Origin of the sequence: Tolypothrix sp. PCC 7601 (assembly GCF_025677855.1) — a bacterium.
GTDB lineage: Bacteria > Cyanobacteriota > Cyanobacteriia > Cyanobacteriales > Nostocaceae > Aulosira > Aulosira diplosiphon.
On record NZ_CP064879.1, the window covers coordinates 434,142 to 458,319 of the forward strand.

Genomic DNA, 24,178 nt, shown 5'->3' on the forward strand with positions numbered 1-24,178 from the left:
AATATACAACAAAAAGCCAGTTTGGTAATTCAACAATGCCCAAACTAATAACTCAAAATCAAAGTTATGAGTGTATGCGATCGCCAAACCAGGTGATTTGGCCCCAAGGTTTACTGGCAGGCCTTGGTAAAATAGTGTCCATTGCCGAACCAAATAACGACAAACTTTGCTGCAATATGGTATTGACCTCTACAATGGCGGTGTTTAGCGAATCAGCTCTCACCGAATTGTGGCAGATGTAGTAGCTGTAAAGTTAAGGTAGAAGGCGAAGTATCAGCAGCGAATCGGCGCGATTAAACGCAGTGTTCGCTTCCTCCCCATTCTCCTACAACACACCTGCGTTTCGCCTGACATACTGACTGAGGTTTTATGGCAATCAATCACAGAGAAACAAAATTTGATAGATTTTGGTAATTTCTCAAATCTCGTGGACAACAAAAGGTTAACAAGGAGCAAAACAAGATGGGTAGATGGACACCGTTAATTCTGATGGCTGGAGGCTTGGCGATATTGTTGGGTACATTGCTAGGCATCAACTTTCCGATGGGCGGACAAAGCGCTAGCGTTCCACCAGGTGGTAAAACCTCAAAAGTCCTTCCAGCTAATATTAATGTTAATAGCACAGCTGCGGGCAGAAATAACGGTTCAACTACAGAAAGCCAACGCAGCGTTGCCCAAAATAATAACTCGACTGAGGAATCAAACTCAGAGACAGAAAGTTCTTCAGACACAAATACTACAGAAGCGCAATCAACAGACACCCAATCGACAGACAGCCAATCTACCAGTGAAAATGAAAACTCCCAACCTATTCGGGCATTGTGGTAGAGGTTGCTAGTTATTGGTTGCGAGTTATAAGTTATAAGTGATGAGTTATTAGTTATGAGTTATTAGTTATGTACTAATAATAAATGGCTAATAATGTATGACTAATGACTAATGACTAGTGACATTTTAATTATTGGCGGTGGCGTTATTGGCTTGGCGATCGCCGTGGAACTGAAACTGCGCGGGGCAAATGTCACCGTGCTTTGCCGTGATTTTAACGCCGCCGCTAGCCATGCGGCGGCTGGGATGTTAGCACCAGATGCGGAAAACATCTCAGATCCAGCCATGTATGATTTATGCTGGCGATCGCGGGCTTTATATTCAGACTGGACGCGTAAACTTGAAGAATTAACTGGCTTATCCACACTTTATTGGCCTTGTGGAATTTTAGCACCCGTTTATGAAGAGAGCGGGGCAGGCATTAAATCAACTGTAGCTTCGGCGCGGGAATCACCTGCTTACTGGTTGGATAAAACTGCAATTGGGCAGTATCAGCCCGGATTGTCATCAGAAGTAGTCGGTGGTTGGTGGTATCCTGAGGATGCTCAAGTTGACAATCGCGCCTTAGCAAGGGTTTTGTGGGCTGCAGCTGAATCTTTAGGCGTGGAACTCAAAGATGGGGTCACCGTTGAAGGATTGTTACAGCAGCAAGGCAAAGTCTTAGGCGTGCAAACTAGCGCTGGAGTCATGCGCGCTACCCATTATGTATTAGCTACAGGTGCTTGGGCAAATGAATTATTGCCGCTACCTGTACGCCCAGTTAAAGGGCAAATGGCCAGAGTGCGGGTGCCGGATACTGTGCCAGAATTACCTTTAAAACGGATTTTATTTGGTGAAAATACTTACATAGTTCCGAGAAGGAACCGCACAATTATTATTGGCGCGACTAGCGAAGATGTAGGTTTTACTCCCCATAACACCCCCGCAGGGATTCAAAAATTACTCCAACAAGCTACTCGCCTGTATCCGCAATTACAGGATTATCCCATCGAAGAAATTTGGTGGGGATTTCGCCCCGCTACTCCAGATGAATTACCCGTTTTGGGAACTAGCCCCTGTAAAAATTTAACCTTGGCGATTGGTCATTATCGCAATGGCATTTTGCTAGCACCAATCACCGCAGCTTTAATTGCCGATTTGATCTCAGAACAAAAATCCGATTCTTTACTATCTCATTTTAACTATTCGCGTTTTCTCACTCAAACATCTACCTCCACATCCATGCTCACTCACTCGGCTAATTTCTCCAATGGGCATCATGCCATTGTTGCTTTAGATAACTCAGCATTAACTAATCTAGACTCACCACTGAAGATTGCTGGTAAAACCTTCAAATCTCGCCTCATGACTGGTACAGGGAAGTACCGCAGCATTGAAGAAATGCAGCAAAGTATCGCTGCTAGTGAATGCCAAATTGTGACTGTCGCTGTGCGGCGCGTACAAACCAAAGCACCAGGACATGAAGGTTTAGCCGAAGCACTCGATTGGCAAAAAATTTGGATGTTACCCAATACCGCAGGTTGTCAAACCGCAGAAGAGGCGATTCGGGTGGCGCGTTTAGGGCGCGAAATGGCGAAACTATTAGGACAGGAAGATAATAATTTCGTCAAACTAGAAGTGATCCCCGATCCGAAATATTTGCTTCCCGATCCTATCGGCACATTGCAAGCTGCAGAACAATTAGTTAAAGAAGGCTTTGCTGTACTACCTTACATCAACGCTGACCCGATGTTAGCCAAGCGCTTAGAAGAAGTCGGTTGTGCTACAGTCATGCCTTTAGCATCACCCATTGGTTCGGGACAAGGATTGAAAACAACCGCCAATATTCAAATCATCATTGAAAACGCTCGCATACCTGTAGTAGTAGATGCTGGTATAGGGGCACCCTCAGAAGCAGCACAGGCAATGGAATTAGGTGCAGATGCCTTATTAATTAATAGCGCGATCGCACTTGCGAAAAATCCAGCTGCAATGGCTAAGGCAATGAATCTCGCCGCAGTCGCCGGTCGTCTTGCCTATCTAGCTGGTAGAATGCCCATCAAAGATTACGCCAGCGCTAGTTCACCACTCACGGGGACGATTAGTTAGGGATTGGGGGCATGGGGCATGGGGCATTGGGGACTGGGGACTGGGGACTGGGGACTGGGGACTGGGGACTGGGGACAAGGGGGACAGTAAATTCCAATTACCCATTACCCATTACCAATTACCGATTACCAATTACCAAACACCAAACACCAAATGCCAAATGGCGTAATATAAAGTTTATGTAACAATTAAACAAACGCTAAGAACAAGGAATTAGTTCATGCCCTATACAACTGAAGAAGGCGGTCTTCTTAATAATTTTGCTCGTGAACCAAAGGTTTATGCAGCAGAACCTCCCAATGCAGGGCAAAAGCGAAACTACCTTTTTCTAGGTATCGCTGCTGTTTTATTGGTCGGTGGCTTAATTTTTGTCGCCTTCTCTGTTTCGTAGCTCCATTTGAACGCAAAGAATTTTAATAAAAGTTAATTTTTTGTTGTATCAGGTTACCTATTCACTAGGAACCTGATTTTGTCTTTGTTCCATTGATAAAAATCAATAGTTTTTTACCGACGAATACTGTACTTGCGCTGCAAAAAACGTTTATGCCTCTGAGTTTCAATGTATTCTCGCTTCATCTGTTGGATATCATTACCCTCAGCAAACAAACTATCTAGACCGATAACTTCCTCTTGTGGTAAAACTCGCAGAGATTTGAAAACCTTAAAATCCGAGTTAGAAGTATCAGAAATCTTATATATGAAATAACTGATACCAATCCAGGCGATCGCGCTAAATACAACGGTAAAAGCACCCACGAGTAAAATACCAATTAATTGAGCAAATAACAGATTTATCCCACCACCAAACAATAAACCGCCTTGATCAAGACGAAAATACTCTTTAGACCAAAGGTACTTGTCTGGGTTTCGACTAAACAAACCGACCGCCAGTGTTCCCCAGACTCCACAAAACAGATGAACAGGAACAGCACCTACGGGATCATCAATCTGGAACTTGTCTAATAAAATTGTTGCATAAACAACTAGTGCCCCACCCACAAAACCGATCACAGCGGCGCTGGTGATGTTCACGAAAGCACAAGCAGCAGTAATACTCACACAACCAGCCAAGATACCATTCACCATGAATGAAATACTAGGTTTTTCGTAAACTTGCCAAGCGCAAAAAGTAGCACCAATTCCACCAGTTGCACCTGCCATGAGTGTTACCAAAAGAATATGAGCTATGGCTTCGGAATTGGCTGTTAGGGTTGAACCTGCGTTAAAACCATACCAACCCAGCCACAAAATAAAACAACCCAGAGTAGCAATACTCAGGTTATGTGCAGGCATGGAAATAATTTTTTTGCCATAAAAGCTTGTATCTTTTTTAGAGCGCTTTTCATTTGGTTTCAACTTCCGATATTTCCCCAAACGTGGCTTTAATAATACAGATCCCATCAAGGCGCTCCAACCACCAACTGAGTGAACAACTGTTGAGCCTGCAAAATCCCTAAACCCTAAGTTGTCAAGAAAACCTCCTCCCCAAATCCAGTGACCGGTGATGGCATAACTCAACACCAAGAAAAAACTAAAAGCCATAAATGCAGCGAACTTAATTCTTTCAGCAACAGCGCCAGAAACAATAGTTGCAGCAGTACCAGCAAAAGTTAACTGAAAGAAAAATTTAGCAGGAAGCGGGATATTTGCCCATTGTAATGACTTGAAGCCTGAACCCTCTAAAAAAAAACCACTAGTGCCGATAAAATCACTCCCATCACCAAACATAAAAGCGAAACCTAAAATCCAAAAGGCTAAGGTCGCAATGCCAAACACGATCAGGTTTTTGGCTAAGACTGTGATGGCATTGGCACTACGGCAAAAGCCAGACTCTAACATAGCAAAGCCTGCATTCATAAAGAACACTAAGCACCCCGTAAATAATACCCACTGAGTATTTTCAGATACTGTCGGACTAGCTGGTGTAGAAGTTTGAGCAGTAGTAGCATTAGAAATGCACATTAAAATGATGAGAGTTAATACAGGTACGTAAGCATACTTTAAAAGCCGACTTTTTTTTTGTATTGCGTTCTGGCTTTCTGGCTGAGGCATAGATACACAGAGTATTTTAATGAGGAAACTGCACGGGTTTATGTATAACTTATTTATACTAGTATTAGAGAGATTTTAAAAGTAAAACATTTAACAATGTTTTCCCAGTTTTGAGTGATGATTGAGCAATAATATATAATCAAAAATACATAGTAGTAAATATTTTGACGTGCTTATTTTTTTGTAGATGTATTTTAAACTACATTGAATCTCGCACTATTAGCGGACTGATAAAACTTCACAAAATCACTACTAGCTTGCTGTACCCGTGGGAAATCAATCTTATTAGTCAGTAGCTGCATTCTGTTGCAATTCGGCTATTAACCCGGGTAGAAATTCTCTGAAATTCTGGACATCTTCAGTCTTGAGTAGGAGATTTTTCAGTGAATCACTAGAAAAATAAAAAAGCTAAGTAAGTCAGCAAGAAAAAATTAAACTATGTAACCAAAAGTAAAATCTCTGTATTTAGCTCGTAGTGCGTTGTCTTCCAAGATAGCGCACTGCAAACCAGTGATGATTATTTGTGCTGACACAATTATCTGCAACTTTTTTTACTAACTCATCTTAATTAATTCCCTCACAAAGTAATGGAAAGCGTTCACCCATTAGACTACCCAGAGCCCCAACACTGTTTATGTATCAACCTCAATTGCCCATCGCCCAAAAGACCTTTCAAAGAACATCCTTGCCAAGCTTGTGGTTCTGATTTGCTTTTGAAGAGACGATATCGGGTAATCGATAAATTAATTCAACCCAGAAATAGAGAATGTAAGCTTTATGATGCGGTCGATATTAACAATGACAATAAGCTTAAAGTTATTAAAGTTTTATACACAGATAATGAGGAAGTAATCTCCCGATTTAACAGAGGTGCAGATGTTTTAATAAATCACTGGGTTTCAGGAATTCCTAAGGTAGATAAAGATGGATATTTCCATATTGAGTTTCCCAAAAATCAAACACTAGCTTATTGTTTGGTCATGGAGAAGATTGATGGCATGAATTTAGAGCAATTTTTGGAAAATCGAAATCATCTACCTATAACTGAAAAACAAGCAATTAATTGGTTGAAACAACTGACAATAATTTTACGCGACCTCCATGAAAAAAGCTTTTTTCATCGTGATATTAAACCATCAAACATTATGGTGAAAAATATCAATGAAGAATTAGTATTAATTGACCTTGATGCTGTTAGGGCTATTACTAAAGCTGTTTTGGATGGAAAAACTATCACTACAATTGGTACTGATGGTTACATGGCTCCAGAACAACGAGTAGGTAGAGCTATACCACAATCTGATTTTTATGCATTGGGGCGGACATTTGTGCATTTGTTAACTGGTAAAGCTCCAAATAGATTAGAGCAAAACCGTAATGGAACATTGCTTTGGCGTTCTATTGCGCCAAAATTATCAAAACCTTTTGCGGACTTAATCGATAGTTTAATGGATTGGTCTCCTAATAATCGTCCTAAAAATACAGCAGAAATTTTACAACGCTTAGAACAAATCGAGCGCAATTTAGAACTTCAACAACAAATTAAACAATTGCTAACCTTTAAGAAAGTTTCTGGGGTGGTGGTGCTTTTATTATTTACATTTCTAGTCTACAAAAGTATTAATCCAGAAGTTTCTCCTATAATAGCTCCAACTCCTTCTATACAGACACTAACCCCCACAACAACTCCCACCAAAACTCCTATAGCAACGCCTACATTCAATACAAAATGTAAAATACGTCAGGAAACAGGGGTACCACATGATAGCGCACTAGCCAAGGATGTAGTTGAAATTTTGCAAGATAAAAGGGCAGTCAGCAAAGATGAAGAAATCCGTAAGATTCAGCAATTCTATGTGAGACAGTTCAATTATTGCGACTTAAATATATATATACGTTTGTCTGACAAGAGTCTACCCAGTTCTACTCTAAAAAATACAATTGCGGATATGATTAAGAACCGCTTTGATTATGTTGGTAATATCAGAGTTGAACAGATGGAATAAAAGAAGAATTTCTGTATTTCTGAACTTACCTGCTGAGTTTTCTGTTAACGTACTTCATCACAATTCTCTGAAGAGTGAAATGTGTTTCACCTTCAGTCTTTTCAACTAACCCACGCCCAGTCAAAGATTTCATTGCGTCTGTAATTCCTTTTTTGTTAATCTGCTGTCGCAACTCGGTTAATAAAAGTGGCTGACCAGCAGAGGCTAGACTATACATTATCTCTTTTTCTAAATCTGATAAACGTTGAAATTGAGTGTCTATAAGATTATAGATATCATTAAAATCTAATGTTGCTTGGTCTAGAAAATTAGTAACACTACCACCAAATAATTCCTGAATCGTTCTAGCAACTATATTCAGTTTGAAAGGATTACTTTGGTAAAGTTTAATTAATTCAGTCAATCGGGATTCGGAACCAGAAAAGCCTTTCATTTTAAAAATTTCTTTAGCCGCTTCCTCATCTAAACCCTGTATTTGAAAGGATTTAACACACCTTGTATTATCTTCCAAAGATTGTATAATTTTAGGCTTTTCACGACTGATGAGTAACAAACAGCTTTGATGAGGTCTTTCTCCCACTTGTCTAAATAGCTTCTCATAATCCTCAAATCCTTGCCGATATTGCCCTATTAATTCCCTAGGTTGCAAAATTTCCTCTCCATCATCTAGCAACAACAAATAGCGATGACTAGATAAATAATTTATCAGTCTGGCTATTCGGATATTGATGTTGTCTGGTATATCTATATTTTCATCCTTCGAGAGTATCTTAAGCAAAGATCCCAGAAGTTCTGAAAGCGGTGGGGCATTTTTTAGCGATCGCCTGATGACATACTCAAAATTGTCATGAATATGTTCTTTTAACTTTAGCGCCAAAGAAGTCTTACCCATACCACCCATTCCCAGTAATGCTATGAGTCGGCATTTATCCTGCACAATCCATTGCTGGAGAGTGTTTAGTTCTTGTGTGCGTCCAAAGAAATGCGAAACATAATGTATATCTTCCTCATCTTGTACTTGTAGTTCACCCCCAGTTTCAGGTTGATCGGGTAACTGGGGGTCTATGACTTTTTTAGCTTTTCCTCAATTTCGTCCAACTCTTTCTCTAACTGTGAGATTTGAGTTTCCTCAGATTTTATTTGTTGCTGTAACTGGAATCTAACAGCTGTGTCTGCCTGAATTACATGATTTTTCCGCAATTGCTCCAACTTGTCTATTGTTAGCTGCCATTCTTCCTGAAGTCTATCTCGTCGCTGTTCTAAACGTTGTCGTTGTAAGTCTGTTAAGGTTCCAGAAGCAGCTGGTTGAGTTTCTAAAATGGGTTGCTCGTTTTTAGGTATTTGCTGAGAGCCCAAATCAATTTCATAGAACGACAAAGTGGTAACTCCATCTCCTGTTGTCCATCGGCCATCAGGCTTCCAAGCACCATTGACTTCTTCGCGTTTGCGGGTGTAAACCGTTAATTTATCGTTCTCTAACTTCAACAGCTGATATTGCCAGGGATAACCTGTGACCAATTCTCTGGTATGTGCGCCAAAAGTGCCCGCAGAAATCACCTCAATTTTTCTGCCTCCAATACTGCGATCATAACGGTAGAGAATGTTGTCTGCTTTATGGATGTGACCATGTAAAGCAAGACGGAACCCAGCTTCTGCTAACTGTTCCATAAAACCATGATCTTTAATGCGATCTTCTGAATTGCTGTTGAGGGGATGATGCCAAACAGCAATTTTCCGCCAGTTGTTGTATTCTGAATTTTGGCGAATTTTCTTCAGGGCATTACTTAGAGCATGGGGATTGATACTGGCTCGCTGTTTGTAGTAATGATCTAATTCCCATGCCGAATTTAGACCCAAAAAAAGTATTTTTTGCTCTGCAAGAGGATACAGTATGCCTTGGAGATCATCCGTTAAAGGATAGGGTTCTCCTGTGACATCTTCATAGAATTTACTGAAATAGTCAAATCGGTGTTTGTATTGCTCCTCGTCTCTAACTTCGATCGCATCTCCACCTTGATCAATAATCCGATTACTATCTACCGAACCTGAATAGTTCCTGCGTCGTACTAGTGTGTAAGCATCTTCCGAGAGAATCCAGTTGAGGTCGTGATTACCAGGAACAATCACAACATTCTGACGCTTGAGGGGAAATTCTTCACAAAAATTATCTAAAAAATTTTTAGCTGATGCATATTCTTCAGGAGTAGATTTGTTGGCAATATCACCAGAGAGAATTAAAGCATCAATACTCAAGCATTTGAGACCTCGCAGATCCTGTGCCAACTGACTTTGCCAGAGTTTGGCATCATTGAGAGTCCCAAAGTGCAGATCGGACAAATGGAGAATGTACATCCGTTGGATGAAGATTTAATCTAAATGTGATGATAATTATGACTTATTTATAATAATCTACACTTAGAAACAATCACTGACAGGACTTACGCAAAAATAACGTAAATCCGTCATTACGAGCGATAGCGACGTAATCTCCCCTGACGCTCTTATTGCTTCCCTACACTTCGTTTCGGTCGCAATGACATTATCAGCGTTGCGTAAGTCCTAACTCATTTGTGGGATTTGCCACTAGCAGTAGTGATCATTCGCGAATATTATATTTTCGCTCCCAAGAGCGTCTTTGCCTCTGAGCCTGGATATATTCTCGTTTTAAGCGTTTGATATTATTACCTTCAGCAAATAAACTATCGAGACCTACAACTTCTTCTTGAGGGAACACTCTGAGAGATTTGGAAACGTTAAAATCCGCGCCAGAGGTATCAGAGACAGCATATATCAAATAGCTAATGCCAATCCAGGCGATCGCACTGAATAAAAAGGTAAACACACCAACTACTACAATCCCAAATATTTGAGTCAATAAGAGATTTGCCCCACCACCAAAGAATAAACCACCTTTATCAAGACCAAAAAACTGTTTAGACCAACTGTAACTGCTAGGATCTTGGCTAAACAGCCCAACTGCTAAGGTTCCCCAAATTCCACATACAAGGTGAACGGGAACAGCACCTACTGGATCGTCAATTTGGCATTTATTTAAGAAAATTGCTGCATACACAACCAGTACGCCACCACAAAAACCAATAAAAGCCGCACTGGGAATATTTACAAACGCACAGGGAGCTGTGATACTCACACAACCTGCTAAGATGCCATTCACCATGAATGAGAGGCTAGGTTTCTCATAAAACTGCCAAGACCAAAAAGTGGCACCAATCGCACCCATTGCACCACCAATGAGAGTTACCAACAGCACATGAGCGATCGCTTGGGAATTAGCTGTTAGTGTTGATCCAGTGTTAAAACCAAACCACCCCAGCCACAGAATAAAGCAACCCAGAGTAGCACTACTGAGATTATGTGCCGGCATAGAAATGATTTTTTTGCCGTAAAAGGTTGTGTCTCGCCAAGTGCGTTTGTCATCTGGGTTAAATCTTCTATATTTTCCCAAACGTGGCTGTAATAATAAAATTCCCACCAAAGCAGCCCAGCCGCCAACTGAGTGAACTACGGTGGAACCAGCAAAATCTCTAAAACCCAGCTTGTAGAGAAAACCTCCTCCCCAAATCCAGTGACCAGTGATGGAATAAGTCAACACTAGTAAAAAACTGAAAGTGATAAATGCTGAGAACTTAATTCGTTCTGCAACAGCACCAGAAACAATGGTTGCAGCAGTACCAGCAAAGGTTAATTGAAAGAAAAATTTAGCAGTTAGTGGAATAGCTGCCCATTTTAAGGAGTTGAAAACTCCTTGATAATCTTTTCCTGTTAGAGGACTCAAGTCTGGTGGTAATAAAAAACCATTGGTACCGATGAAATCATTCCCATCACCAAACATGAACCCAAAACCTAAAACCCAATAAGCTACGGTGGCAATGGCAAATACAATCAGGTTTTTAGCTAGCACAGTGATGGCATTAGCACTGCGACAAAAACCAGATTCAACCATCGCAAAACCAGCGTTCATAAAGAACACTAAGCATCCTGTTAATAGTACCCACTGAGTATTTTCCGCAACTGCTGGATTATCTGTAAAAGGAGTAGCCGCAGTAGCACTAGATATCCACATCAGTGCGATCGCACTGACTACAAGTAAACAGGCATATTTTAAAAGCAAGCTTTTTTTTCGCCTTGCCTTCTGGCTTTCAGGTTGAGGCATAGAAAATAACAAGAGTTTGATAGATCAACTTGATTATTTAAGTTGTTAATTATTTATACCGCTTGGGAAATTACTTTTAATGTAAAAATTTCGACAATATTTTGCCGAATTAGAGTGATAATATATAATTTACAATACCCATTAGTCAAGCATTGGTGTGTAAATTAATCAAATATTTGTATTAAAGGTTACAGTTAATAACCCAAATTTTATGTATCGATAAAACTTCACAAAGTTACTACCTACTTTGTCTACCAATAACTACAGACTGCGGTAATTAAACTCAAATAAAATTTTTATTGATAAGTTGAAAAAATTCAAATTGTTAAATTAAGTAAAAACTTTTTTTATTCAAGATATATTCAATTAAAATTATCAAGCTTTTACATCGTCAACATTCAATAGTAAATATCTGTTTATAAAGTTTTTTAATTTTTTTACTACTTTATTTCCCGCATAATGGCAAGCTTCAACTCATTTGGCGACCCAGAACAGCAGAATTTTAATAACAAAGAATATTGCTTATGCATCAACCCAAACTGCCAAAATCCTCAAAGAAGTAAAGATGAGAGTCGTTGCCAATCTTGTGGTGCATCTTTATTGCTGAATGAAAAATATCGAATTATTGATGTATTGAAGGAAAGTAAAAATAAAGAATGTCAGCTATATAATGCTGTAGATATTAGCAATAAAAACCAGTTAAAAGTTATCAAAGTTTTATATAGCTATAATTCAGAAGCACTTACTCGCTTTAACAAAGGTGCTGATTTTTTAATCAATCATCGGTTGCCCGGGCTACCAAAAGTTCAAAAAGGTGGATATTTCCATATTGATTTTCCGAAAAATTTAACACCAGCATACGGCTTGGTGATGGAAAAAATTGATGGTAAAAATTTACAAGAATGGTTGAGTAATAAAACTAATTTACCTCTAACGCAGCAGAAAGCCATTCAATGGTTAGAACAACTGGTAACTATTATCAGCAGACTGCATCAACAACAGTTTTATCATCAAGATATTAAGCCCTCAAATATTATGCTGAGAAATCAACCGGAAGAGCTAATTTTAATTGATTTAGATAGTGTCACAACAATTAGCCAAGCATCTACAGCCACAGATTTAACCATCATTGGCAGTGGTTACCAAGCACCAGAGCAAGAAGCAGGAAACGCTGTACCACAATCAGATTTCTACGCTTTAGGTCGGACATTTGTGCATCTACTAACTGGCACCCATCCTCACAAATTTTCTAGAGATGATGTAGGAATATTACATTGGAGAAATAGTGCCAGACATATATCCAAAAACTTTGCAGATTTAATTGATAGACTTATGGAATTAGATTATCAAAAACGCCCACAAAATACAGCAGAGATTTTGCAGATTCTAGAAGAAATCAAACAAGATTTAGAACGTCAAAAGCATATTAAACAGTGGTTAAGCTTTAAAAAAGTTGTTGGTGTGATAGTAATTTTATCAGTTGCCGTGCTGGGATATATAGCGATTAAATCACCGTACCGTCCTCCTACTCCCGGAAATCAGCCTTCACCTGCAACCACAACTACATCAAATCCCAAATGTAAAATCCGTAAGGAAACTGGTACAACCGATGATAGCGCCCTGGCTTGGGATGCACGTCAAATTTTGCAAGATTATAAAGTCGTGAATAGCCAAGATTTAGAATTCCAGCAAATTCAAGATTTAAAAGTCACACAATTTAATTGCGACTTAAATATCTATATTAGATTGGTAAATAATAATGTAATCAGTTCCAGCCTCAAAAATAAAATTACCGAAATTTTGAAAAAGAATTTTGATTATGTGGGAACGATCAGAGTCATCCAAGCTCAATAAAAATCATGTTTTTTTGGATGATAAATATTTTTCCTGTAGATTGTAGATACATAAGGTAAAAAAATGATCCTATAACTCTTGTGGGGTGGGCAAGATGCCCGCTCCTCTTGATACCTGAAAGCGTTACCCTAGGTATATACAAAAAAATTACCTATGAAACCTGAAGAAATAGCGGGGACGCTGGCAGAATTATTTGGTAAAGCAGCAGTGAGTGCGATCGCACCTGGATCATGGCAAGTAGAAACTGAGAGTTTTCGGTTGTTGGTGCTACTCGCTGAAGATAATACCTGGTTGCGGGTACTATTGCCCATTGTGCCATTAGAAGCAGCCCAACAATTTTTAGAACAGTTTCTAGAAGCTAACTTTGATGACACCCAAGAGGTTCGCTACGCTTTATATGAAGGTGTAGTGTGGGGAGTATTTCAGCATAATAGCAGCACTTTGCTAACAGAGGATTTGTCTAGTGCGATCGCTAAACTCACATCTCTTTATGAAACTGGATTAAATGATGTCTTCAATCGACTAATTGAAAGCCGCATTCGACAAATTATTTTGGCTGCAAAACAGCAAGGACAATCCCTACACTCAACCATGCAAAATCTGGAACGTTTCTATACAGAAGGATTGTTAGGAGAAATTGAGCAAACCCCAGAAGCACGGGAACAAGTACTAGCTGTATGGCAATATCAATTAGAACGCTGGTGGCATCAAATAGAAGCATAGAAATTCAAAATTCAAAATGAATAACTGGTTAAAAACTTAACTTTTAAATCTAGTTTTGTTTTTTCATTTTTATACTTTAGCCTTTTCAATCTATGGACATAATTTCACTTCTCAAAGAAGACTATCAAAGATTCCCAGTGAATCAAACTTACAGCATTTATGCTCCAGATGTTTATTTTCAAGATGCTGTGTTTAAATTTCGTGGTGTAGAACGCTATAAGCTGATGATTAATTTCATTAAGGTTGCGTTTTTAAACCCCAAAATGGATTTACATGATATCCAATCTCTGGGAAACACCATTAAAACAGAGTGGACACTTAGCTGGAATAGCCCCTTACCGTGGAAACCAAGAATATCTATTTCCGGCTGGAGTGAATTACGTCTTAACTCTGAAGGTTTGATTGTTTCCCACATTGATTATTGGAACTGTTCGCGCTTGGATGTCATGAAGCAACATTTATTTGCTTTAAAAACTGCTAAGTAAGCTGCTCATTCAAATGTTGTGGACAAGTCCAAATCTCCAGATCAGCGATCGCAGCCATTATTCCCACCAAGCTGGATGATCCTCCAAAGCCATGTTTGGCAACTTTAGGCCCCTGGATGTGCAGCAACAGCATTTATTCCCTGCAAACAGTCGATAATAGAGATAGGTAAATAAATGTAAACAATTCTCAGGCAGGAAAAAATCATTCATGCGGGTAATTTTAATGACAGGCAAGGGTGGCGTTGGCAAAACCTCTGTAGCAGCGGCCACTGGACTCCGTTGTGCAGAATTGGGCTACCGCACACTTGTGTTGAGTACAGATCCCGCCCACTCCCTAGCGGATAGCTTTGATCTGGAATTGGGACACGCACCAAAAGCAATTCGCCCAAATTTGTGGGGTGCGGAACTAGATGCACTACAAGAACTAGAAGGAAACTGGGGTTCTGTGAAGCGTTACATTACCCAAGTTTTACAAGCTAGGGGTTTAGAAGGGGTACAAGCAGAAGAATTAGCCATTTTACCAGGCATGGATGAGATTTTTGGCTTGGTAAGAATGAAACGCCATTATGATGAAGGCGATTTTGAGGTCTTGATTATCGATTCTGCTCCTACAGGTACAGCATTGCGACTGCTGAGTTTACCGGAAGTCGGTGGTTGGTATATGCGCCGTTTTTACAAACCCTTCCAAAATATCTCTGTTGCACTTCGCCCTTTGGTTGAACCTCTATTTCGACCAATTGCTGGTTTTTCGCTACCAGATAAAGAGGTGATGGATGCTCCTTATGAGTTTTATGAACAAATTGAAGCTCTGGAGAAAGTATTAACGGACAACACTCAAACTTCAGTACGCTTAGTTACTAACCCTGAAAAAATGGTAATTAAAGAGTCTTTGCGGGCTCATGCCTATCTGAGTTTATATAATGTTGCCACCGATTTAGTAGTAGCTAATCGCATCATTCCTCCCGAAGTCAAAGATCCATTTTTTCAACGTTGGAAAGAAAATCAGCAGCAATATCGTCAGCAAATTTATGACGACTTTCACCCTTTACCTATCAAGGAAATACCCCTATTCTCAGAAGAAATGTGTGGTCTAGCAGCCTTAGAAAGATTGAAGGATACCCTTTATCAGGATGAAGATCCCACACAGGTTTATCACAAAGAAACAACTATTAGAGTTGTTCAAGAAAATAACCAATACAGTTTAGAACTGTATTTACCGGGGATTCCTAAAAATCAAGTTCAACTCAGCAAAAGTGGAGATGAACTAAATATTACGATTGGTAACCACCGCCGTAATTTAGTGTTGCCACAAGCGCTGGCAGCGCTCCAACCCTCAGGTGCAAAAATGGATGAAGATTATCTAAAAATCCGCTTTGCCTAATATGTAAAAGTTTAATTCTGCTGGCTCTATCAGCAGAATTAAATATTGTTAAGCGTTTTTAAGCACAATTCTCTTGATTAAGTATTTAACATGTATCTTCTTACACTATAGATAAGTATAATTTTTGATAAAGGCTTAATAGCCCCATGTTATTAATGATTTTTATTCTCTACAATTTTTAATAATCTTTTAAATATACCACACTTTGATAAATCGTAACTAGCAGCAATAAATTGGATTAAAAGTGCAGTAAACATCATATTTTTACTATAAAAAAATATGATGTTTTTTTAAATTTAAATCTAATTTATCAACAATTATTAGCCAGTAGTTTTACTGAAGACACATGAAACAATAAATTTAATAATATTTTCAGATATAGATATTTTTTAATTTTTAGTTTTTTTTCTGACCGAAAAATTATTTAAGTAAAAGCAATGACTCCGATCGCCAAACCAGACTCACGGGTAAACCTTGAGCAAGAAGGTTTATTACGCCGCATCACAGACCGTATTCGTCGCACCTTAAATTTGGAAGAAATCCTCAAAACGACAACAACGGAAGTGCGATCGCTACTGAGTACTGATAGGGTAATGATTTACAAGTTTCATGGCGATGGTAGCGGTCAGGTAATTGCTGAATCAATTTATCAAGATAGGCTACCCTCTCTTTTGGGGCTAAATTTTCCGGCGGATGATATACCGCTTTATGCTAGAGAACTGTTTGTTAAGTCACGAGTGCGTTCTATTGTTGATGTCGAGAAGCAGCAGATTGGTCACAGCTTTTTAACTCTTTTGGAATCAGGAGAAGCGATCGCAGAAGACATCTATTATCGCACTGTAGATTCTTGCCATCTCAAATACTTAAAAGCGATGGGAGTGGAGTGTTCTCTAGCAGCGCCAATTTTACATCAAGATCAACTTTGGGGTTTGTTGGTATCGCACCACTCCGCCAGCTTTGGGGTTGGCAAGCAGGAACTAGAAGCTGTACAGATGGTAGTAGATCAATTATCAGTAGCGATCGCTCAAAGTAATCTCCTCACCCAAGCCCATAACAAAGCCGAACGGGAAGCTAGTATTAACCGCATTGCAACTTTACTGCATTCATTGCCCACAATTGTATTACAGCCAGCTTTAGAAGAAGCTGTTGCTGCCTTCGGAGGTTCTGGTGGTCGGCTTTGTCTCAGACATAATGCTTTTAATTTCCAAAATAGTAGCTTTAAGCCCTTTGCAGAATGTTTAATTCCAGGAAGTGATTGTGTCAGGCTTTATATTTGCGGACAGCAACCTGTGATGCCACAACCAAATGTGTATCCGCTCATAGAGCAATATAATGTCTGGCAAGAACACTATGCATCTGGAAAATATGATGTCTGGGCAATTTCAGACATATATCAAGCACCTCATCTATTAACTGTACAAATTGCTTTTCAATCTACAAAAGTTCGCAGTATTTTGATGATTCCACTAGAATATCGTCAAGAATTAGTAGGTTATTTAAGTATTTTCCGCGATGAAATAGATACAGAAACCTTATGGGCGGGAAGATTGGATTCCGATCAAAGGCAAACTTACCCACGTTTATCTTTTGATGTCTGGCGCGAAACTAAAACAGCACAAGTGCAAAAATGGACTGTTGAAGAAATAGAAATAGCCAGAGAAATTGGTAAACATTTTGCTTCAGCAATTCAGCAATATGAACTATACCAACAGGTAGAAGCTTTCAATAGTAGCTTAGAAAAACAAGTTAGAAAGCGCACAGTTGAACTCAAAAAAGCATCGGAACAACAACAGACCGTGTTTGGTGTGATTGCCAAAATTCGCGAGTCTCTTGATACTAAAACTATTTTTCAAATTACGACTAAAGAAGTTTGTCAATTAATTAAAGCGGATCGCGTTTCTATTTACCGCTTTGATGCTGATTGGGGTGGTGAATTTGTTGGGGATTTTGAAGTTGCTAGCCCCCACTGGTCAAGTGCTTCCAAACTCGGAGTAAATACAATTTGGAATGACACCTTTTTACAAGATACACAAGGAGGACGCTACCGCTTTAACGAAACATTTGCGGTAGATAACATTTACCATCAAGGTTTTACTCAGTGTCATGTTGACAATTTAGAAGAGTATCAAATTTACGCTTTTGTACTTGCACCTATCTTTTTAGGACAAAAACTTTGGGGTTTACTAGCGACTTATCAACATTCTGGCCCTCGTCAATGGCTAGAATCGGAAGTGAACTTTCTCAGTCAGATAGCAGCGCAACTAGGAGTAGCACTCCAGCAGGCTGAGTTACTGACTCAAACACAGCAACAAGCAATAGTTTTGCGACAAGCAGCCGAACAACAACGAGTCTTGTTTGAAGTTGTCACAAAAATCCGCGAATCCCTCGACCTCAATGCTATTTTTCAAACTGCGACTCAAGAAATTTGCCAATCGTTACAAACAGATAGGGTAGCTGTTTACCAATTTCTCCCAGATTGGAGTGGTGAATTTATTGCTGAGTTTGTTGTTGCAGGTTGGGAAAAGCTAGTAGGTGGAACCATCCCCTCATTTTGGCAAGATACTTATTTGCAAGAAACCCAAGGCGGACGATATCGCTACAATGAAACCTTTGCAGTCAATGACATCTATCAGGTAGGGCATAGTGAATGTCATATTGAGTGTTTAGAGCTGTATCAAGTTAAAGCCTATGCGATCGCACCTATTTTTATTGGGCAAAAACTTTGGGGTTTACTAGCGGCTTATCAAAACTCTGCACCCCGCCACTGGGAACTCTCAGAAATTCAATTTTTAGCCCAAATTGCCAATCAGCTGGGGGTAGCACTGCAACAAGTTGATTTACTGTTGCAAACGCAGCAGCAAACAGAACAACTAACTCAAGCCCTGCACGAGTTACAAGAAACCCAAACCCAACTCATTCAAACTGAGAAGATGTCCTCACTAGGACAACTAGTTGCAGGTGTCGCCCATGAAATTAATAACCCTGTCAACTTTATTTCTGGTAACTTGCTCCACGTCAGCCAATATGCTGAAGATTTACTCAGTATGTTGCAACTCTATCAACAGCAAGTCTCAAATCTTAGCCCTGAGATGCAGGAGAGGGCTGAAGAGATTGATTTAGAATTCATCATAGCAGATTTGCCCAAAACCCTCTCTTCCATGAAAGTAGGCATTGATCGCATCCGTCAAATTGTCTTAGGTTTAAGGAATTTCTCTCGCCTCGATGAGGCGGAAATGAAAGCGGTTAATATTCATGAAGGTATTGATAATACTCTGCTAATTTTGCAACATCGCCTGAAAGCAAAACCAGACAAATCTGCGATTGAGATAGTCAAAAAGTACAGCGATTTACCCTTAATAGAGTGTTACGCCGGACAATTGAATCAGGTATTTATGAATGTCTTGAACAATGCGATCGATGCTCTAGAGGATGAACGTGAATCAATATCCAAACCAGATAAGGGACTAATTACTATCTACACGTCTATTGGCGAAATGAAGGGCAATATTAAAAGTGTAGTAATTCGCATTGTTGACAATGGCCCTGGAATCCCAGAAGCTTTAAGATCCCGAATTTGTGATCCCTTTTTTACTACTAAGCCAGTAGGAAAGGGTACTGGTTTAGGATTATCAATTAGTTATAAGATTGTTGTAGATAAACATGGTGGCATATTTAATTGTGAATCTCAGGCAGGTTTAGGTACAGAGTTCTGGATTGAAATTCCTATTGATCAAAATAGCCATCATCATATTTAGAATTGATTAATAAAAGGTATTTTGGTAGTGGACTGACACGCCTAAAATGAGGCATTAGATTTGATGAAATGAACCGCAGATAAACAAGGCAGTGCGTTGGACGGGTTCCCCGACTTGTTCGCGTAGCGTCTCCCCTTGGGAGAAGCAACTGCCGTGCCGATAAACGCGGATGAAATGAATTTTTTCTATTGCACCAAATGAGCTGTGTCAGTCCAGTAGGGTGTGTTACGCCGTAGGCTAACGCACCTTGTATTATTAATAGTGCTTTAGTGCGTTGCACTGCGTGACAACACACCCTACTAGATTTGAATTTAAATTTTTTGAAAATACCTGTTATATTATGTCCGGTTGAACACTTATCATATCTGTGAAGGTTGGTAATGGGTAATGGGAAAGAAAAATACAGTTTACCAATTCCCAATTACCAACAAGACCAACCATATCATAAGTAATTAGCTGGACTTGAGATTAATTTCTCAACTGCACTGGCATAGCTAAATAGGTCATTTTCAAACCACCTAGCGGTGTAAAAATCACTGGCGTTAAGCTCTGATTGAGATGCATTTGCACTTCGGAAGCCGGCAATTCTTTCAATCCTTCCATGAGATATTTGATATTAAAAGCAATATCTATATTTTCTCCGGATATCTGTGCTGGCATGGATTCTCTACCGCTACCTACATCTTGAGCTTCACAAGATAAAGTAATTTCTTGCTGAGAGCTATCAATGCTAACTTTCACAATATTATTCTTTTGATCGGCTAGTACGGCAATTCGTTCTAGAGTGCTTAAGAATTGTCTGCGATCAATAGTTACCTGTCGCTCAAATTGACGCGGTATCAGTTGCCGATAAGCTGGATATTGACCTTCTAATGTGCGGCTAGTGAGGCGTTGATTTTTCCAAGCAAACACCACTTGACCTTGATCCAAATATAAAGCCACAGGCTCATCATCAGAGGAACTATGAGGTAACATCCGCTGGAGTTCGCGTAAGGCTCTAGCTGGTACTGTGACTTCTAGCTGGCTACTACCTTCAATTGGACGTTCATTAGTAGTTTCTACTACTGCTAACCGATGTCCATCAGTAGCAGCAAATTCTAAGGTATCTTGTTTAACTGTCAGATGAACTCCGGTGAGTACCTGCTTAGTTTCATCACCACTGGTAGCAAATAATGAGCCTTTTAATCCCTCAATTAACGCCGCAGCTGTTAATTGCAGTGGTTCAGTATCTTCAATAATCGGTAATTCGGGAAACTCTTCCGCCCCCATTGCCCGTACTTGGTAATGTCCACTCTTGGGTGTGAGCGTCATAATTATACCTTCTCCGCCAGAGGTTACTGATTCATCGTCTAGAGTAATTTCTCCCTCTGGTAGACGGGAGGTGATGTCTACCAGAATTTTGGCAGGAAGTGCGATCGCGCCTCCTTCCCATACCTCAGCATTAAAGCTAGTGCGGATACCCAAGCTGAGATCGAAGGCGGTGAGGCTTACTTGGTTAGTTTGTGCATCTGCTTGTAGCAGTACGTTAGCAAGTATGGGATGTGTCGGACGTGAGGGTACAGCACGGCTAACAAGTGAAAGATTTGTACTAAGGTCGCTTTGGGCGCAAACTAATTTCATGGTGAGATTCAGCTTGTGAGTGTCTATAGTACCACTCTAGAAATATTTTTAGTACATGATTACCAAGCAGCTTTGATTCTAAAACTGCCAGGTAGATTGGTAAAACACAATTTAAAACCGTCCCTGACTAGCAAGAACGGCAAGCGATCAATTATTTATCAGTTAATCAAAGAATTTGACAAACGCTTTAGTACGCGTAGTCTACGCAGGAATAACTTGAGCAATCAGCGAACGTTTATCGAGTGATTGAACTTTACCTACTTCACTCAAATCGCTGACAATGCGTTCTAATAGTTCTCCAGCTTTGTCACGATATTGATTTTCTCGGCCTCGTAAACGAATGGCAAACTTCACTGAATCGCCTTTACTCAACCATGTTAGTGCTTGCTGAATGCGTAAGTTGTAATCAGCGACACCAACATTTGGGCGGAGTCTAACTTCCTTGACTGTTGGCCTAGCACTCTGTCCTTGACGCTTTTTCTTTTGATACTGAAGCTTGCCATAGTTAAGTATCTTGGCAACTGGAGCGTCTTTGCCCTCGGAAACTAAAACTAGGTCAAGCTCTACACTCTGCGCTATTTGTAGAGCTTCAGATGTATCTACTAAACCGCGATTGTTATTTTCATGGTCAATCAAGAAGACTTGAGGTGCCTTGATTTGTGAGTTAATTAGTTGCTTTTGGACTGCGATAATGGTTTCCTCTCTGTTTTTCAATACTTTGCAAGTGCAAGTACTGCTAATGTAACACAACCTCACTAAGAACTAAGATGTGGTAAACCCATACTTTCTTACTTGGTTACATAACCACACATATCAAATGTGTAGAATTATCTCGCAGTTCACACAAAGCCTAACCTCTAGCTCCTTTAAGGTAGCCAATATGGATCGAATCCGTTGAGGGGAAGCTTTTCGGGCTTGATATCCGCAGTAGTAGTGTCAGCGATTGGTAATAACGGCATTAACCATAGGTCACTAGTGGCGATCGCTTCGCCATCATCAGTTTTTAAAGTATTGCCTGATAATGGTGCATTAACTTCCTGGGCTACTACTTGGTCAAATAATAAACCTAAACCATCAGGCGATAAATTCATGTGTACATTTCGCTGGGCGATGGGCAACACTAATAGGGGTTTTTGTTGTGCGGTTTTCAGATCAATTGCTACTACATAGGGTTGTTCTATGTATTGTTCTTTGGAAACCAACTGTGTGAGCAAGCAGTAAAGGGTTGGGGAAGACGGATCAAATTGGCAATTGAGAATTGAACCTGTGGTTTTTAACAAGGGTTTTTGAGTACCTTGGTTAGTCACCAAAAATAAATCTCTGGTGTAATCTGTATTGAATTTGACCATTGCTGCTTGCGAGCCATCTTTGGAAAAAGCTTGAACTAACCCAAACTGCGGCAGAAAATCTAAAGGTTTAGTCGCATCCCCTTCTATAGGTAAAATTGCTGCTCCTGCGCCTTGGGCAACTGCTACAGCTTTACTATCAGGGGTAATCATAAAATCTCCCCCAGGCTGGCTTTTTAAGGGTTTAGCAGTGGGTTTTTCTCCAGATTTAGTGGTTGTAGGCATTACCCACAGCCCAAAGTCACCAGGATTAGATTTGTTTCCGCGCTGGATAACAATCGTTTCTCCGTCTGGCGATAAGTCAAATTTAAGGTTTTGATAGGTTTTATTATCTAAAACTAAGTCAACTCTGCCGGGTGATTCTGGTTCTTGATCCGCTTGGCTAGCAATTCCTGTTGTGACTGTGTAAAGTTGGGCCGAAAGTAAATCTTGGTCATTGGTAGTACGAGCCGAAAATAGAATTTTCTCCCCATTGGGAAATGGCTCAAAGTCCATGACAACTAAATCTTTAGGGGTGAGTACCTTTTTTTGCTCTTGGGTTAAGTTGTAGAGAATTAACCGCCCCTTTTCTTCAGGATTAACTCCTATATAAATAATGGCGCGATCGCGGGTACGAAATGCACCTGTAAACGGCTGGACTAGCCTGTTACTACTTTCTTGGGAAGCAAATTTATCTTTTGCTCCTTGTAATTGGACTTTATAATTCGTGCCATAGGGTGCTGGTGTCAAAAGTGTATAAACCATCCGCCGCCCTGCCCAACTTATTTTCCCAGCCAGGGGCGGCTCAATTTTTAAGTTATCCTCTACACTTTTGATATCCATTGGGCGGCTAAAGGTGAGGGTGAAGGAAACATCTTCTGAGCCAATTTGCTGATTCTGCCAGGTAAAAGTTCGCACTTTCGGCTTGACGGCATCACCTTGCCAGATGATTAACCCAATTAGCAAACTGATTAGCAGCATCAGTGCGATCGCGACGCGATCCAGTGGTTGAATGAATGCTTTGGATGTAGTCATGTTTCAGAGCAAGGGTCAAATGTCAATAAACATAAGGATTTTTGGGTTGCGGAATCGTTTTCACAGAACTAGCCGCGATAGTTAGTTGGCGTTTACCAGAGAGAGTTTCTGTGATCATTTGCCCTTCTACTTCTAACCAGGTATCAGCTGGGTACTGATTGTTAGGGTCTGCTAATTTCACTGGCAAACCAGCTGGGTAGGCATCTGCAGCGCAGCAGGTGAGGATAAATCTTGCTAAGAAAATATATTCTTTCCCTAAATCTGGTGGGTGAATGACAAATCCTTGTACCTTGGCTTTTTGACCAGTATATGCATCTGGTTCTGGATAAACATTGAGCGTGCGAACCCAGTCCACAAGCGATCGCTCTTCTGGGCGAACAGTAGCGCGAAATGCTTGGGGTTTGACACGTGTAGTTCCCAAGGAATCAACGGTGATACCTCGTTGCAGGGCTTTGTCACTAGCAAAGACTTGCGGTGTAATGATGAAACCCAAAATGGCTGCTGTCAACAGCAAAGCACTTCCCCATCCAGGGGGAAATATATTTAGGTGCATAGCGTTGGTAACATTATCTCGTCGCCGTCGCCGCAACAGTTGCCCAGCTTTTAAGAAACCGACAATTTGTAAAGCGATACCACCCGCAATTGCTAACCAGAAGTAATCGGGGTGAATCAATAAGTTAAGTTTGCCTGTAGCCCAGTATTTGAGAATTAAAATTCCCCAAGCTGTAATTGCTAATACATCCAGCCAAGGCATTAATAAATTTCGGAGTTTAACTGTAGGATTTGGGTTGGAATTCATGGGAAATGGTCAAGGGTCAAGCAATTTTAGATTTGCGATTTTGCGGAAAGTTG

Annotated in this window: 19 protein-coding genes; 11 read left to right on the forward strand and 8 right to left on the reverse strand. The window is 40.1% G+C overall.

What is annotated here, in order from left to right; genetic code table 11:
• Positions 1–35 precede the first annotated feature (35 nt).
• From HG267_RS01615 to psb34, 5 genes are all read left to right on the forward strand, one after another.
• Complete coding sequence (locus HG267_RS01615; RefSeq protein WP_096621615.1) at positions 36–242, forward strand: hypothetical protein; 207 nt, start codon at positions 36–38, stop codon at positions 240–242.
• A 220-nt stretch (positions 243–462) separates the two neighbouring features.
• On the forward strand, positions 463–828 hold the full coding sequence (locus tag HG267_RS01620) for a hypothetical protein (protein ID WP_045869784.1): 366 nt from the start codon (positions 463–465) through the stop codon (positions 826–828).
• Between the two features lie 111 nt (positions 829–939).
• The gene (gene thiO, locus HG267_RS41695) at positions 940–2,916 is read left to right on the forward strand and encodes a glycine oxidase ThiO (RefSeq protein WP_045869785.1); all 1,977 of its coding nucleotides are present in this window, start codon (positions 940–942) and stop codon (positions 2,914–2,916) included.
• An 11-nt stretch (positions 2,917–2,927) separates the two neighbouring features.
• Complete coding sequence (locus HG267_RS01635) at positions 2,928–3,101, forward strand: alpha/beta hydrolase (RefSeq protein ID WP_263420018.1); 174 nt, start codon at positions 2,928–2,930, stop codon at positions 3,099–3,101.
• A gap of 35 nt (positions 3,102–3,136) precedes the next feature.
• Positions 3,137–3,307: a photosystem II assembly protein Psb34 gene (gene psb34 / locus HG267_RS01640; protein WP_155539156.1), complete on the forward strand. Its 171-nt coding sequence runs from the start codon at positions 3,137–3,139 to the stop codon at positions 3,305–3,307.
• 113 nt (positions 3,308–3,420) lie between these two features.
• On the opposite strand, the gene HG267_RS01645 is transcribed toward psb34, so the two are convergent.
• Positions 3,421–4,968, reverse strand: coding sequence for an ammonium transporter (locus HG267_RS01645; protein WP_052335147.1), 1,548 nt, complete (start codon positions 4,966–4,968; stop codon positions 3,421–3,423).
• A 713-nt stretch (positions 4,969–5,681) separates the two neighbouring features.
• Between HG267_RS01645 and HG267_RS01650 the strand changes: the two genes are divergently transcribed.
• Positions 5,682–6,974, forward strand: coding sequence for a serine/threonine protein kinase (locus tag HG267_RS01650; RefSeq protein ID WP_263420019.1), 1,293 nt, complete (start codon positions 5,682–5,684; stop codon positions 6,972–6,974).
• 25 nt (positions 6,975–6,999) lie between these two features.
• Here HG267_RS01650 and HG267_RS01655 read toward each other — a convergent pair whose 3' ends face one another.
• The 3 genes from HG267_RS01655 to HG267_RS01665 form a co-directional block, all read right to left on the reverse strand.
• On the reverse strand, positions 7,000–8,040 hold the full coding sequence (locus tag HG267_RS01655; protein ID WP_081583980.1) for an NB-ARC domain-containing protein: 1,041 nt from the start codon (positions 8,038–8,040) through the stop codon (positions 7,000–7,002).
• On the reverse strand, positions 8,037–9,326 hold the full coding sequence (locus HG267_RS01660; protein ID WP_045869787.1) for a metallophosphoesterase: 1,290 nt from the start codon (positions 9,324–9,326) through the stop codon (positions 8,037–8,039). The genes HG267_RS01655 and HG267_RS01660 overlap by 4 nt, the downstream gene beginning before the upstream one ends.
• Before the next feature lie 244 nt (positions 9,327–9,570).
• Complete coding sequence (locus HG267_RS01665) at positions 9,571–11,148, reverse strand: ammonium transporter (protein WP_052335149.1); 1,578 nt, start codon at positions 11,146–11,148, stop codon at positions 9,571–9,573.
• A 459-nt stretch (positions 11,149–11,607) separates the two neighbouring features.
• Here HG267_RS01665 and HG267_RS01670 point away from each other — a divergent pair, with 459 nt between their 5' ends.
• The 5 genes from HG267_RS01670 to HG267_RS01690 all read left to right on the forward strand — a co-directional run bounded on the left by HG267_RS01670 (position 11,608) and on the right by HG267_RS01690 (position 19,346).
• Positions 11,608–13,002 (forward strand): serine/threonine protein kinase, encoded by a 1,395-nt coding sequence (locus HG267_RS01670; RefSeq protein WP_052335150.1) that lies wholly within the window; start codon positions 11,608–11,610, stop codon positions 13,000–13,002.
• A 153-nt stretch (positions 13,003–13,155) separates the two neighbouring features.
• Positions 13,156–13,725 carry a hypothetical protein gene (locus HG267_RS01675; RefSeq protein ID WP_045869788.1) on the forward strand — a complete coding sequence of 190 codons (570 nt, stop codon included), beginning with the start codon at positions 13,156–13,158 and terminating at the stop codon, positions 13,723–13,725.
• Positions 13,726–13,817: 92 nt separating this feature from the next.
• On the forward strand, positions 13,818–14,210 hold the full coding sequence (locus HG267_RS01680) for a DUF2358 domain-containing protein (protein WP_045869789.1): 393 nt from the start codon (positions 13,818–13,820) through the stop codon (positions 14,208–14,210).
• A gap of 208 nt (positions 14,211–14,418) precedes the next feature.
• The gene (locus tag HG267_RS01685) at positions 14,419–15,591 is read left to right on the forward strand and encodes a TRC40/GET3/ArsA family transport-energizing ATPase (RefSeq protein WP_045869790.1); all 1,173 of its coding nucleotides are present in this window, start codon (positions 14,419–14,421) and stop codon (positions 15,589–15,591) included.
• A gap of 437 nt (positions 15,592–16,028) precedes the next feature.
• The gene (locus HG267_RS01690) at positions 16,029–19,346 is read left to right on the forward strand and encodes a GAF domain-containing protein (protein ID WP_045869791.1); all 3,318 of its coding nucleotides are present in this window, start codon (positions 16,029–16,031) and stop codon (positions 19,344–19,346) included.
• 468 nt (positions 19,347–19,814) lie between these two features.
• Here the strand turns inward: HG267_RS01690 and dnaN are convergent, their stop codons facing one another.
• The 4 genes from dnaN to HG267_RS01710 form a co-directional block, all read right to left on the reverse strand.
• Positions 19,815–20,966, reverse strand: a complete 1,152-nt coding sequence (gene dnaN / locus HG267_RS01695; RefSeq protein ID WP_045869792.1) for a DNA polymerase III subunit beta — start codon at positions 20,964–20,966, stop codon at positions 19,815–19,817.
• A gap of 201 nt (positions 20,967–21,167) precedes the next feature.
• A complete protein-coding gene (gene infC, locus HG267_RS01700; RefSeq protein WP_081583981.1) occupies positions 21,168–21,680 on the reverse strand; it encodes a translation initiation factor IF-3 in 513 nt (170 codons plus the stop codon).
• A 152-nt stretch (positions 21,681–21,832) separates the two neighbouring features.
• Positions 21,833–23,326, reverse strand: a complete 1,494-nt coding sequence (locus tag HG267_RS01705) for an Ig-like domain-containing protein (RefSeq protein ID WP_045869793.1) — start codon at positions 23,324–23,326, stop codon at positions 21,833–21,835.
• 22 nt (positions 23,327–23,348) lie between these two features.
• On the reverse strand, positions 23,349–24,125 hold the full coding sequence (locus tag HG267_RS01710) for a TIGR03943 family putative permease subunit (protein ID WP_045869794.1): 777 nt from the start codon (positions 24,123–24,125) through the stop codon (positions 23,349–23,351).
• Positions 24,126–24,178 lie beyond the last annotated feature (53 nt).